Raw genomic sequence first — 14,487 nt, forward strand, 5'->3', positions numbered from 1 at the left:
TAACATGTTTTTGGTAATAAAATTAGTTATTTACCTTTTTGAGGAAGTTTATGTCTATAAAAAGGCAACCGGCTTTTAAAATGCCCTAATACTTTGGGTGCATTTTATTTGACCGTTGCCTATGCAAAGCTTTTTATACGTTGACAGCCGTCTGCAAATCTTTGACGATTGTTACGAATTGCCCCTGATTATAAGGGTAACCTGCTTTAGTAATTTTCACCTTGACGATTTCGCCAATCATTGCTTCATTGGCCGGGAATACGACCTTTAAGTAGTTGTCGGTATAACCAACGTATAGGTCGCTTTCCGGAGGAGCCTCACTAAAACGTTCTTCCGGAATCACTTCAAGGACTTCCCCGTCAAACTTGGATGAATATTCTTTTGCGAGCTGATCGGAAAGAGCGATTAAACGGTGTACACGTTCGTTCTTCACTTCTTCATCAACCTGATCATCCATTCTGGCCGCAGGCGTTCCGGTGCGCTTCGAATATGGAAAAACATGAAGCTCGGAAAACTTATGCTCATTGATGAAATTAAACGTTTCCATGAATTCTTCTTCTGTTTCGCCAGGGAAGCCGACAATCACATCAGATGTAATCGCTAGACCAGGCAGAGCCGCTTTAAGCTTGTTTATCCGGTCCGCGAAGAATTCCATCGTATACTTTCTTCTCATCCGTTTTAAGACGGTATCCGATCCGGATTGAATCGGGATATGAAGGTGGCGGACAACCTTTTCAGAATGAGCCAGTACTTCAATGACTTCGTCTGAAATCTGGCTCGCTTCGATGGAGGAAATCCGGATGCGCTTCAATCCGTCAACCTGTTCTTCCAGATCACGTAAAAGCATAGCCAGATTATAGTCTTTTATATCCTCGCCATAACCGCCCGTATGAATTCCAGTCAAAACAATTTCTTTGTAGCCTGCATCGACAAGCTGCTGAGCCTGGCGGATGACTTCCTTCGGGTCGCGTGATCTCATTAATCCGCGCGCCCATGGGATAATACAAAACGTGCAAAAGTTATTACAGCCTTCCTGAATCTTTAATGAAGCACGTGTACGGTCAGTGAAGACCGGAACATCCAGCTCTTCATAGACACGGGTCTTCATAATATTGCCTACACCGTTGATTGGCTGGCGCTCTTCTTTATATTGCTCAATATACTCTAGCATTTTCGTCCGGTCCTGGGTACCGACAACAATATCCACCCCGGGAATCGCCATGATTTCGGCAGGGGACGTTTGAGCATAACAACCGGTGACCGCAATAACAGCATCCGGGTTTTTGCGGATCGCTCGGCGGATAACCTGGCGGCTCTTCTTATCCCCGGTATTTGTTACGGTACACGTATTGATTACATAAACATCCGCAACGGATTCATACTCAACTCGGTCATATCCTTGATTTTTGAATAGCTGCCAGATAGCTTCTGTTTCATAATGGTTTACTTTACAGCCTAGCGTATGGAAAGCTACATTTGCCATTGTGATCACCTCAGTAGTTCTAATTGGTAGGAAACAGCGCTCAATGCATAAAGCGGAGCTGTTTCCGTCCGTAATATTCTAGGTCCAAGTCCGCAGGCTTTAAAGCCCGCTTCCATGAGCTTATCAATTTCATTTTGCGCTAGTCCGCCTTCTGGTCCGAAAACAAACATAAGTGATTGGCCCGGTTTAATCTTCTGCAAGACGGATGCAAGGACTGCTGTTTCCCCTTTTTTCGCTTCTTCCTCAAAAGCTATCAGCTTATAGTCAAAGCCGCCTGCGAGTTGAAGCAGACTTTCCAATGTTTTTGGCTCGGTAACGTCAGGCATAACATTCCGATGCGATTGTTCGGCCGCCTCTTTGGCGATTTTCTGAAGACGTTCTTGTTTTTTGGCTGATTTTTTCTGATCCCATTTGACCACTGAACGAGCCGCAATAAAAGGGATAAATTGGGATGCGCCTAATTCCGTCCCTTTTTGAATGATATATTCTAACTTATCCCCTTTAGGCAGACCGCTCACAATCGTTACCTTTACCGGCAACTCCTTATCATCATTCTTCCATTCTATAACGGTTCCTATTACGGAATCACTAGCAATTTCTGTTATCTCGCAGAGCGCAGCCTGTCCATTATTTGTCACACAGATCATTCGTTCGCCAGGCTCCATCCGCATTACCCTTGTAATATGATGGTAATCCTCACCTGAAATTCTTATCGAGTTATCCTGAAAATCACCTTCCGGCAAAAAATAACGCTGCACGTCGACACCCACTTTTTGGAATATTTGCTTGTTTCCCTCGTTTTAAATGGGGCCCTTGACAATACAATTCGAGTGATAGAAACAATGATTTAAACGGACGGGATTCAAACGAAAAAGGTAATTTGAACGAAAAGTCCCGTCATTTGAACGAAAGATCTGGTGATTTAAACAGTATGGATGGCAATCCTGGATTAACAGCATTATTACTTCCTTCTTGCAATCAAAGCAACCCAGTCTTCCATATGCATCGTCTCCTCAATCACAAATCCCGATGCAATAAGCGCATCCTTCACTTCCTGTTTTTTTGGCTGGATAATGCCTGAAGCAATGAAATATCCGCCCGGCTTCACAACCTTCGCGACATCATCCGTAAAACGGACAATCACCTCGGCTAGAATATTGGCAACGACAACATCAGCCGCAGCACTCACCCCGTCCAATAAGTTGTTCTGCGAAACTGAAACTAGGTCCTGTACTTTATTCAGCTTCACATTTATCTTAGCAGAGGCCACAGCTACCTCATCAAGATCTAGAGCTGTGACACGCTGTGCCTGGAGCAGTGCGGCCGCAATGCTAAGCACCCCGGATCCGGTCCCGACATCGACTACGGTATCACCTGGTTTTACGGTTCGCTCCAAAGCCTGAATGCACATAACGGTAGTCGGATGCGTACCAGTACCGAAAGCCATTCCAGGGTCCAGCTCAATAATCAGCTCATCACTAGAAACCGGCTCATAGTTTTCCCATGTCGGCACGATGGTGAACCGCTCAGAGATTTTCACGGGATTATAGTATTTTTTCCAGGCTGTCGCCCATTCCTCTTCATTCACTTCGCTAATCGAAACGGAATTCCTTCCAAGGTCGATATCAAATAAAAGCAGATTATTGATCGCTTCCTTGATGGCGTCCACCGTTTCTCCAAGAAAGCTATTTACGGACAAATAGGCCTTAACGATAACTCCTTCTTCCGGGTAGTCTGCAGGATTAAGCTGATAGATTTCTCCAAAAACGTCTTCACGTTCTTTAAGCAATTCTTGGGGGTCTTCAATGACAACTCCGCTTGCACCCGCCTCGTGCAATATATTGGAGACGGGCTCAACCGCTTCGTTCGTCGTATGGATCGCAATTTCAGACCATTTCATCTCTACCACTCCTGTTTCTATTAATCACCTTTAATCGCCCGTTTCACTTTAGCGAAGAAGCTTTCTTCATGCTCATCGGGAGCTTCTTGACCGCTTATTTCCGTGAATTCCCGAAGCAGCTCTTTTTGTCTTTCCGTCAGTTTCTTTGGCGTCAACAATAGAATGACGACATGTTGATCCCCCTGGCCATAGCCTCTCACATTCGGCATACCTTTTCCTCTCAGACGGAATCTCGTTCCTGTCTGAGTGCCTGCCGGGATCTTCAGTTTGACTTTGCCATGGAGCGTCGGCACTTCAATCTCATCGCCAAGAGCGGACTGGACAAACGTAAGCGGCATTTCACAGTATATGTCGTCGCCATCTCGTTCGAAGAACTCATGTGGACGAACATGGAACACCACATATAAATCCCCTGACGGTCCGCCGTTGATACCCGCTTCCCCTTGCCCGGATACCCGCAGCTGTTGGCCATCATCGATTCCGGCCGGTACAGTGACCTGAATTTTTTTGCGCTTTTGAACTTTTCCGGATCCACGGCATGTTGAACATTTTTCAGGGATGATTTTCCCTGTTCCTTGACAATGATGACACGGTCTTCTGTTAACAATGCGCCCAAGCGGTGTATTTTGTTCCACGCTCAACTGACCGGTTCCGTGACAATGTGAGCATGTGTTTACTTTCGTACCCGGCTTAGCGCCTGTTCCTTTACAAGTATCACAGTTCTCCTCACGAGGTATTTCAATTTCAGTCTGTTTACCAGAGAATGCTTCCTCAAAAGAAACAGACATCGTATACTGCAAATCCGAACCCTGACGAGGGGCATTTGGATCCCTTCTTCTTCCCCCGCCTCCGCCAAAGAACGTACTGAAGATATCCTCAAAGCCACCAAACCCGCCGCCGAAATCCTGGCCGCCTCCAAATCCTTGATTCGGATCGGTATGGCCAAATTGATCAAAATGGGCTTTCTTTTGATCATCGCTTAATACTTCATACGCTTCGGATATTTCTTTGAATTTCTCATCTGCATCAGCTGCCTTGTTGATGTCAGGATGATACTGTTTGGAAAGCTTACGATACGCCTTTTTCACTTCGTCTTTTGAAGCGCTCTTTGACACACCCAGCACTTCATAATAATCGCGTTTACTCATTGCTAAATCCACTCCCGATCCTTTTCACATAAAGATAATTCTATCATTTTTTAAAGTTAAAACGCAATAAATAATGGAACGTCACATTCAAACATTCATTTCAGTGATGAAAAATCAAATTTACAGCGAAATCAGATTTTTCCTAAAAAAGGGGGTAACTCCCGCTGCAGACATTTTGATTATCGCTCGCTAAATCCTGAGCATCGCTCGTAAATTTTGATTATCGAGCACAAATCCTGATTATCGAGCACAAATTCTGATCATCGAGCACAAATCCTGCTTATCGAGCACAAATTCTGATTATCGAGCATAAATCCTGCTTATCGAGCAGAAATTCTGATCATCGAGCAGAAATCCTGATTATCGAGCACAAATTCTGATCATCGAGCACAAATCCTAATTATCGAGCACAAATTCTGATTATCGAGCAGAAATCCTGATTATCGAGCACAAATTCTGATCATCGAGCACAAATCCTGCTTATCGAACACAAATTCTGATCATCGAGCACAAATTCTGATCATCGAGCACAAATCCCGATTATCGAGCACAAATTCTGATCATCGAGCACAAATCCTGATTATCGAGCACAAATTCTGATCATCGAGCACAAATCCCGATTATCGAGCACAAATCCTGATCATCGAGCACAAATTCTGATTATCGAGCAGAAATCCTGATCATCGAGCACAAATCCTGATTATCGAGCACAAATTCTGATTATCGAGCACAAAATCTGATCATCGAGCACAAATTCTGAATATCGAGCACAAATCCTAATTATTGAGCACGAATTCTGATCATCGAGCAGAAATCCTGATTATCGAGCACAAAATCTGATCATCGAGCACAAATCCCGATTATCGAGCAGAAATCCTGATCATCGAGCACAAATCCTGATTATCGAGCACAAATTCTGATTATCGAGCAGAAATCCTGATTATCGAGCACAAATTCTGATCATCGAGCACAAATCCCGATTATCGAGCAGAAATCCTGATTATCGAGCAGAAATCCTGATCATCGAGCACAAATTCTGATCATCGAGCACAAATCCTGATTATCGAGCAGAAATCCTGATCATCGAGCAGAAATCCCGAACGGAAAATTACACTAAAAATCAAAGATACCGCAATCGAACTCTTACCACGCAGGGGGGAGCCCCGCCCAGTCTCAGTATAAACTTAAAGAAAAAAGCCAAAGCCAAGAATTCCTGACTTTGACTTTTCCTAAAACAGCTGAACTTTATTTCTTATCATCATCATTTACTTCAGTATATTCAGCATCAACGACATTGTCATCGTTATCCTGGCCAGCCTCGTCGCCAGCTTGAGCTTTGGCAGCTTCTTCATAAAGCTTGACAGTCAGGTTTTGAACGATTTCGTTAAGCGCGTCTTTCTTTTCGCGAATCTCATTGATATCATTTGATTCGATTGCAGTTTTCAGCGCTTCCTTCGCTTCGTTTGCTTTCGTTACTTCGGCTTCATCCACTTTGCCTTCAAGATCCTTCAAAGTCTTTTCAGTTGTAAAGACTAGCTGATCTGCTTCGTTGCGGAGTTCCACTTCTTCTTTACGCGACTTATCTGCTTCAGCATTTTCTTCCGCTTCACGAACCATGCGGTCGATCTCGTCATCCGAAAGGCCTGATGAAGATTTGATGGTGATTGTCTGCTCTTTGTTTGTGCCAAGATCTTTAGCACGAACATTTACGATACCGTTTTTGTCGATATCAAAGGTTACTTCAACTTGTGGGACACCGCGCGGAGCTGGCGGAATGTCGCTCAACTGGAAGCGGCCAAGTGTTTTGTTATCCGTTGCCATCGGGCGTTCCCCTTGAAGCACATGGATATCAACTGCTGTCTGGTTATCAGCCGCGGTAGAGAATACCTGTGATTTGCTTGTAGGTATTGTTGTATTGCGATCGATCAGCTTTGTGAAAACCTGACCCATTGTTTCAATTCCGAGTGACAGAGGTGTGACGTCAAGAAGGACTACATCTTTAACGTCTCCAGTTAACACACCGCCCTGGATGGAAGCACCCATTGCAACTACTTCATCAGGGTTTACGCCTTTATGCGGCTCTTTTCCAGTTTCTTTGCGGATCGCTTCCTGAACGGCCGGAATACGAGTAGAACCACCGACAAGGATAATTTTATCGAGTTCGGAAGGTGAAATGCCAGCATCTTTTAACGCCTGGCGAGTTGGCCCCATTGTGCGTTCTACCAATCCTGCAGAAATTTCATCGAATTTCGCTCTTGATAAAGTAATGTCCATATGCAATGGACCTGCTTCACCAGCAGTGATGAACGGTAAGGAAATCTGAGTGGAAGCTACACCGGAAAGATCTTTTTTCGCTTTTTCAGCAGCATCTTTCAAACGCTGCAAGGCCATTTTGTCTTTTGCAAGATCAATGCCGTTTTCTTTCTTAAATTCAGCAATCAGATAATCAATGATGACCTGGTCAAAATCGTCACCGCCAAGCTTGTTATCACCGGCTGTAGCTTTTACTTCGAATACCCCGTCGCCAAGCTCCATTATGGAAACGTCAAATGTTCCGCCGCCAAGGTCGAATACAAGAATAGTCTGGTCTTCATCGGTTTTATCCAAGCCATACGCAAGTGCTGCAGCCGTCGGTTCGTTAATGATACGCTCTACTTCTAAACCGGCAATTTGGCCAGCATCCTTAGTTGCCTGACGTTCAGCATCATTAAAGTATGCAGGTACAGTGATAACTGCTTTTGTCACTTCTTCGCCAAGGTATTCCTCAGCATACGATTTTAAATACTGAAGAATGATGGCAGAGACTTCTTGTGGAGAATAATCTTTACCTTCAATCGTTTCTTTATGGTTTGTACCCATATGACGTTTGATTGAAATGATCGTATTTGGATTTGTGATGGCCTGACGCTTCGCAACTTCCCCAACTTGTCTTTCGCCATTCTTGAATGCAACGACAGAAGGAGTGGTGCGGTTTCCTTCCGGATTTGGAATTACTTTTGGCTCTCCGCCTTCTAATACAGCTACACAGGAGTTAGTTGTACCTAAGTCAATACCGATAATCTTACTCATCTAATTCCTTACCTCCAATATATTTTATGTAGAAAATTATTCGTTCACTTTCACCATGGCAGGACGGATGACACGGTCGTGAAGCATGTATCCTTTTTGGAACTCTTCAACGACGATATTGGAACCAAAACTCTCGTCCTTCACCTGCATAACTGCTTGGTGTAAATGTGGATCGAACTCTTTCCCAACAGCTTCAATCGCTTCAATGCCTTCTTTTTTCAATGCATCTACTAATCCTTTATAAACCATATCCATTCCCTGAAGCAACGATTTGGTTTGCTCGTTGTCAGCCTCAACTTGAATCGCTCTCTCGAAATTATCCAGAGCCTGTAATAAGTCTGTCGCCAAGCTTTGAGATCTATATTTTCGCGCCGCCTCCATTTCCATATTGGAACGGCGTCTAGAATTATCAAAATCTGCCTGTAATCGAAGGTAACGGTTGTCCATTTCTTCAATTTTTGCTTCAAGTTCTTTAATTCTCGATTCTGAGGATTCTTCTTCAGTTGCATCGTCCTCAGCAAAAATCTCCTCCGCTTCGGCAGCTTCGTTTTCAACTAAGTCTTCTGTCTTCTTATCTTCAGTCACTACTATCACCTCCCTAAAAGAAAAGCGCTCATCAAATAATAACAATATTGCCTTTGCTACTGTTTTTGATACAGCCTTGTAAGCAACTCCGTTAGATCGTTTGTAAAATATTCCAATAGGCTGATTACCCGGGAATACTCCATCCTGGTAGGCCCAAGGAGCGCGATCGTGCCAACCTGCTCTGAACCAACGGAATATGTTGCCGTAATCAAACTGCAGTCTTCAAGGGCCGTATTGTTATTTTCACGGCCAATTTTAACATGTATTCCGGCAGGATTGTGCTTGATTAAATCATATATACCATCTTCCTGTTCAATCATCGATAACAGTGTTTTCACTTTATCAATATCATGGAATTCAGGTTGGCTCAGCATATTCGTCTTACCGCCAAAGAACAGTTTCTCATGCATCGAAATATTCAACGTATCAGAAAACGAAGCGATGATTGCGTCATAGTTTTGAACATGCTGCCGCAGGAGCACAATAACTTCTTTATATATCTTGTCCTTCAGTTCCACCAGCGGTACACCGGCAAGGCGTTCATTCAAAATATTCGCCATCTTTTCAATTTCATTCACATCAAAAGAAGGCGGTAGTGAAAACATTTTATTTTCAACATGCCCGCTATCTGTAACAATGATCGCGATCGCTGCTTCCTTGCTTATCGGAACGATTTGGATTTTCCTGAGTTTGTTGTCATTAACTTTTGGCCCCAGGGCAATCGCTGTATAGTTCGTTAATTCAGAAAGAATTTTCGCTGATTTCTGGACGATTTTCTCAAGCTCGTAAATGCGTTCCGCAAAAACGGATTTTAACATCTGCATATCATTAAACTTTAATCGTTGCGGTGACAGCAAATGGTCCACATAATATCTATATCCCTGTTCTGAAGGAACTCGACCGGAAGATGTATGGGTCTTGACAATGAACCCAAGCTCTTCAAGATCTGACATTTCATTGCGGATTGTTGCCGAGCTAAAGGTGATTTCATCCTTTTTCGACAGACTTCTTGATCCAACAGGCTGGGCATCTTTTATAAACTCATCGATAATGACCTGAAGTATTAACAACTGTCGTTCACTCAACATATTTCATCACCTCTGTTAGCACTCTATTTAAGCGAGTGCTAATACTATTAATAAATTATCAAATGACGATAGTGATGTCAACGGTTTAGATTATTCCTAAAAAGGATTGAAACACTTCGTTTCCGAGCAACCGGCCCCGCTTCGTTAGGCGTACAGAACCGTTTGTCATTTCAATTAATTCATTTTTTAATTGCTCTTCGAGTGCTTTCGCAAAAATCTCGTTCATTTCAACAGAAAACTTCTTTTTAAATCCAGAAAAAGACACCCCATCGGTTTTCCTTAACCCGAGGAACATTTCTTCCTCCATTTTTTCTGCCTTCGGGACCAGATGATCTTCAAGAAGAGGCAACTCCCCTTCCATAAGAGGTGTCATATATTTTTTTAACGGCCCATGATTGGCGACTCTTCTTTCCGAAACATAGCCATGAGCACCGGCACCAAAGCCGAAATATTCCTCATTGTTCCAGTAGGTCAGGTTATGGCGGCTTTCAAAGCCTGGTTTCGCAAAATTTGAGATTTCATATTGATGCCACCCGCCACTCTCCATCCGTTCCATTAACGTTTCGTACATGCTGGCTTCAAGTTCCTGTGGCGGCAATTGCAATTTCCCTTTTTGCATCAGATTATAAAAGACGGTTTTCGGTTCGACGATTAAGGAATACCCCGAAAAATGCGGCAAATCCAGTTCAAGCGCCTTGTCAAGCGTGTCCGTAAAATCAGCCATTGTTTGGCCCGGCAGACCGTAGATCAAATCAATGCTAATGTTCGTAAAGCCGATTTTTTGTGCTTTTTCAATGGTTTCATATACATCTGCTGCCCGGTGGGTTCTCCCGATTCTCTTCAACAGCTCATCGTTAAAACTCTGGACTCCGAAGCTCAATCGGTTTACTCCCGCGTTGTACAGTATCGAGAGTTTCTCTTCTGACAGATCTCCCGGATTCGCTTCAAAGGTATATTCGGTAGACTCGCCAAATGGCAAGGTATCGCTTATTGATTGACAAAGAAATTCCAACTGTTGCTCATTCAATGAGGTCGGTGTTCCGCCTCCGACAAAAATCGTTTTCAGCTCCTGCTGCGGATATTTTCCAAGGGATAGCTGCATTTCTTTTTTCATCATCGTCAAATACTGATCAACGGGCTGTCCTTGCAAAAATACTTTATTAAAATCGCAATAGTGGCAAATATGCTCACAAAACGGGATATGAATGTACGCACTTTGTATCATTTATCACACAACCTTATAGTTAGCAGACAGAAAAAGAGGCTAGCTATCGGATAACGATAATTCTAACCTCCCTGTCGCATTTATTTTTTCGGTGTTGTATCGTCCATTTTCAAAACAGCCATGAAGGCTTCCTGTGGCACTTCTACAGAACCCACTTGCTTCATGCGCTTTTTACCTGCTTTTTGCTTTTCAAGAAGCTTTCGTTTACGGGAAATATCTCCACCGTAACATTTAGCAAGCACGTTCTTACGCATCGCGCTGATTGTGGAACGGGCGACGATTTTTTGCCCAATTGCCGCCTGAATCGGCACTTCGAAATGCTGTTTTGGGATTAATTTCTTAAGCTTCTCAACAATGATCTTTCCGCGTTCATAAGCAAAGTCATTATGAACAATAAAGCTTAAAGCATCCACTGTTTCAGCATTTAAAAGGATTTCCATTTTAACAAGCTTGGAAGGCTTGTAGCCAATTAGTTCATAGTCAAAGGAGGCATATCCCTTTGTATTGGACTTCAACTGGTCGAAGAAATCATAGACAACTTCTGATAGCGGGATTTCATAAACAATGCTAACCCGTGTTTCATCCATATACTGCATATCAATGAAGATTCCCCGTTTATCCTGACAAAGCTCCATGATTGAGCCGACATAGTCATTCGGCGCCATCATCGTCGCCTTTACGTATGGCTCTTCAACTCGATCTATTTTTTGTTGATTCGGCATATTAGCCGGATTATCCACCTTCAGCTGAGTTCCATCAGTCATGATGACATCGTAGATAACGCTCGGTGCAGTCGTAATCAAATCGATATTGAATTCCCGCTCGATACGTTCCTGAATAATTTCCATATGAAGAAGACCAAGGAAACCGCAGCGGAAACCGAAACCAAGCGCCTGGGATGATTCCGGTTCAAATTGAAGCGCGGCGTCATTGAGTTCAAGCTTTTCGAGCGCTTCACGCAAATCGTTAAATTTGGAAGCATCGATTGGATACAAACCGCAGTATACCATTGGGTTAAGTTTTCGGTAACCCGGCAGCGCTTCTACAGCCCCACCCTTGGCGTTTGTGATCGTATCACCGACGCGTGTATCTCCGACGTTTTTAATGGCAGCTGTCAAAAATCCTACATCCCCGACAGTGAGTTCATCAACGCTCATTTCCTTTGGTGTATGCACGCCAACTTCAAGGACTTCAAATTCCTTGCCAGTAGCCATCATCCTGATTTTATCGCCCGCCTTCACGGAGCCTTCCATTACACGGATATACGCGACAACTCCCCGGTAGGCATCATAAAAAGAATCGAAAATCAGCGCTTTTAAAGGTGCTTCCGGATCTCCTTCAGGAGGTGGAACTTTTTCGACTATCTGTTCGAGAATTTCTTCGATTCCGATCCCCGCTTTCGCGGATGCCAGTACGGCTTCGGATGCATCAAGACCAATTACATCTTCAATTTCAGCCCGAACCCGCTCAGGATCCGCGCTCGGTAAATCGATTTTGTTAATGATTGGAAGGATCTCCAAATTATTATCGAGAGCAAGATACACGTTTGCAAGCGTTTGGGCTTCAATTCCCTGGGCCGCATCAACGACCAGAATCGCACCTTCACAGGCAGCCAAGCTTCGGGATACCTCGTACGTGAAATCCACGTGTCCCGGTGTGTCAATGAGATGGAAAGTATACTCTTCCCCATCCTTCGCTTTATATTTCAATTGAACCGCATTTAATTTAATCGTAATCCCACGTTCGCGCTCCAGATCCATAGAATCCAACAACTGGCTCTTCATTTCGCGTTGAGCCAGGGCGTTCGTCTTTTCTAAAATACGATCGGCCAGAGTGGATTTCCCATGGTCAATGTGAGCGATAATGGAAAAGTTACGAATTCTTGATTGCCTCTTTATTTTTTCTTCTCTATTCATACCGTTCACTCCTACAATGCACTATTTTTGATTATAGCAGTACGATACGCAAGATTCAATCATAAGTAAAAGCAAGCATTGGATGCTTGCTTTTAAAATGGAGGTATCGGTGATATTTTGGGTTCGGTGATATATCTCTGATTTCGGTGATATATTTTGAATTTCGGTGATATCTCGGATTCCGGTGATTTATATCAGATTTCGGTGATATCCCGAATTTCGGTGATATTCAAGTTTCGGTCATATCTCACATTTCGGCATATATCTCGGATTCCGGGCATATATCTCAGATTTAGGGCATATATCTAATATTCCGGTCATATATCTCAGATTTCGAGCATATCTCAATTTCCCAAAGTATTCTCAGATTTCAGGCCTACCTAAAATTCAGTAACATATCTCGGAATTCACCGATAGATGTGACATCTCCAAAACATCGGAAACATCCTATTCACAGCAAAACAATCATATCAACGAAGTAAGCTTCTGAACTAATGCTTGAAACCCCGCTGAAATAACTTCTGACAGCTTTTTGCCGATGGAGGAGAAAAAGTTGAAGGCCTTCATTTCTTCAAGCTTCTCTTTCTTTTTCTCCAAATCATGGCTCGTTACCTTTTGGCCAAGAATCGCGGCTTCCATGTCCCCCTGATTCGATTCCTTTACGGCAAAGGCACTGCTCATTGCTGGGTCATCATAGCCTTTCATGTTCTTCATACCTTGATTTGCATGCTGCATCCCAACCAAAATCCCGAAAAATAAAATCAGTACAATGCCTAAGCATTTAAGTGAAAATCGAACCATTATGGGGTACTCCTTCCCGATCTTTTACTGAGCCTCTGATTTTCCCGTTGAATTGCTGACTTCCTCAGCATCCCAATAAAACTCACTAAACACATCTGCAAAAGCGGCAGTGGTCAAGTACATTTCTTCAAATGTGTTATCGACTCCGCCTATCTCAAGCAACATCGCATTTCCGGATAAATCCTGATTATAGACGCTATTATACCCGGATTTATTATGTTGAATAATTCCCCTTGACAGACCCGGATATTTTTTTTCTAATGTCTTGTGCAGTTTATTGGCAAGCGCGAGATTCTTTTCGGAATTAGGATTTTTGCCACCAATGACGAAAGCCATTTTTGCATAACTCTTTCCTTTTATCGAAATGATCGTATCTTTTTTTCGTCTTGAATCCCGGTGAATATCAATGAAGTATTCAAGATCCTTATTCGAAGCCATAACTGCTTCGACTAACCCTCTTGATTCCTGGTATGACCTCGGATATTTTAATCCTTTTTCAGTTAATCTGGCCATGATATCACTTTGATCAACCGATGAGCCAATGCCCTTATCCAATAGATCCTGCGACATTCGTTCTCCAAGCTTGGTAATGTTAATTTTCGAATGCTGAGCATGATTAGGGTTTTTCACACCCTTTAAATACGGCAAAAAAGACTCCCGGTTATGCGAATGATAAATATGGACGACCTTCTTGCCATTTGTTGAGACCGCTGGAGAATCATTATCCTGTTTCTCATCTTCTTCAAGCTTTTCAACATTTTGCAAGGCCGCATCTTTCTCCTTTTGTAACAAATGATCGGGTGGAGCTGATTCTATCGGCATATTCGTATAATTCGTGCCTTCGCCCGCGACGATTATTTCACTGTCAAAAATCGAGAATCCCGGCAGCTCCCTGCCAAGAAGGCTTCGCGGGTCGTCTAATGATATATTGGCTGACATCTTTAATATTTGCCGAGTAAATCCGGTGGAGGTTTTCCCTTCAGGCACCACCTGAAAAAAATGATGGTTTTCATTGGCGAGCAATGTATATAACAGCTTTCCCGAAAACTGATTTGTAACCGTATGAACCGATTGAGAAGAAATTCTATATTCAGGTCTCAGCGACGTTAATATTCCACTCAAGGAAAAAAATAAAAGTAGCGATGCGAGAATCGATAGAAAACCCTTCACAATCACTGAACCATTGACTACTGCGATTATTCCTGCGTTGCGGTTTCTCCTCATCCTTCCACCCTTTCTAAACGCTTGTCTACTAATACGTATGACTTTGAT

11 protein-coding genes are annotated in these 14,487 nt (G+C 43.2%); all 11 read right to left on the reverse strand.

What is annotated here, in order from left to right; all coding sequences use genetic code 11:
- Positions 1-133 precede the first annotated feature (133 nt).
- Entirely contained in the window at positions 134-1,483 is a 1,350-nt protein-coding gene (gene mtaB, locus LQ216_RS16470; RefSeq protein ID WP_230130553.1) for a tRNA (N(6)-L-threonylcarbamoyladenosine(37)-C(2))-methylthiotransferase MtaB, read from the reverse strand.
- 5 nt (positions 1,484-1,488) lie between these two features.
- Positions 1,489-2,241, reverse strand: a complete 753-nt coding sequence (locus tag LQ216_RS16475) for a 16S rRNA (uracil(1498)-N(3))-methyltransferase (RefSeq protein WP_230130554.1) — start codon at positions 2,239-2,241, stop codon at positions 1,489-1,491.
- A gap of 203 nt (positions 2,242-2,444) precedes the next feature.
- Positions 2,445-3,383: a 50S ribosomal protein L11 methyltransferase gene (gene prmA, locus LQ216_RS16480; protein ID WP_230130555.1), complete on the reverse strand. Its 939-nt coding sequence runs from the start codon at positions 3,381-3,383 to the stop codon at positions 2,445-2,447.
- Between the two features lie 20 nt (positions 3,384-3,403).
- On the reverse strand, positions 3,404-4,531 hold the full coding sequence (dnaJ, locus tag LQ216_RS16485; RefSeq protein ID WP_230130556.1) for a molecular chaperone DnaJ: 1,128 nt from the start codon (positions 4,529-4,531) through the stop codon (positions 3,404-3,406).
- A gap of 1,245 nt (positions 4,532-5,776) precedes the next feature.
- Positions 5,777-7,600, reverse strand: coding sequence for a molecular chaperone DnaK (gene dnaK / locus LQ216_RS16490; protein WP_230130557.1), 1,824 nt, complete (start codon positions 7,598-7,600; stop codon positions 5,777-5,779).
- 36 nt (positions 7,601-7,636) lie between these two features.
- A complete protein-coding gene (gene grpE / locus LQ216_RS16495; RefSeq protein WP_230130558.1) occupies positions 7,637-8,185 on the reverse strand; it encodes a nucleotide exchange factor GrpE in 549 nt (182 codons plus the stop codon).
- 56 nt (positions 8,186-8,241) lie between these two features.
- Entirely contained in the window at positions 8,242-9,273 is a 1,032-nt protein-coding gene (hrcA, locus tag LQ216_RS16500; RefSeq protein WP_230130559.1) for a heat-inducible transcriptional repressor HrcA, read from the reverse strand.
- A gap of 85 nt (positions 9,274-9,358) precedes the next feature.
- The gene (gene hemW / locus LQ216_RS16505; protein ID WP_230130560.1) at positions 9,359-10,498 is read right to left on the reverse strand and encodes a radical SAM family heme chaperone HemW; all 1,140 of its coding nucleotides are present in this window, start codon (positions 10,496-10,498) and stop codon (positions 9,359-9,361) included.
- Positions 10,499-10,578: 80 nt separating this feature from the next.
- Complete coding sequence (lepA, locus tag LQ216_RS16510; RefSeq protein WP_230130561.1) at positions 10,579-12,414, reverse strand: translation elongation factor 4; 1,836 nt, start codon at positions 12,412-12,414, stop codon at positions 10,579-10,581.
- Between the two features lie 465 nt (positions 12,415-12,879).
- A complete protein-coding gene (locus LQ216_RS16515) occupies positions 12,880-13,215 on the reverse strand; it encodes a YqxA family protein (RefSeq protein WP_230130562.1) in 336 nt (111 codons plus the stop codon).
- Positions 13,216-13,239: 24 nt separating this feature from the next.
- Complete coding sequence (locus LQ216_RS16520) at positions 13,240-14,439, reverse strand: stage II sporulation protein P (protein WP_230130563.1); 1,200 nt, start codon at positions 14,437-14,439, stop codon at positions 13,240-13,242.
- Positions 14,440-14,487: the final 48 nt, after the last annotated feature.

Origin of the sequence: Bacillus sp. CECT 9360 (assembly GCF_918741275.1) — a bacterium.
Classification (GTDB): Bacteria; Bacillota; Bacilli; order Bacillales; family DSM-1321; genus Peribacillus.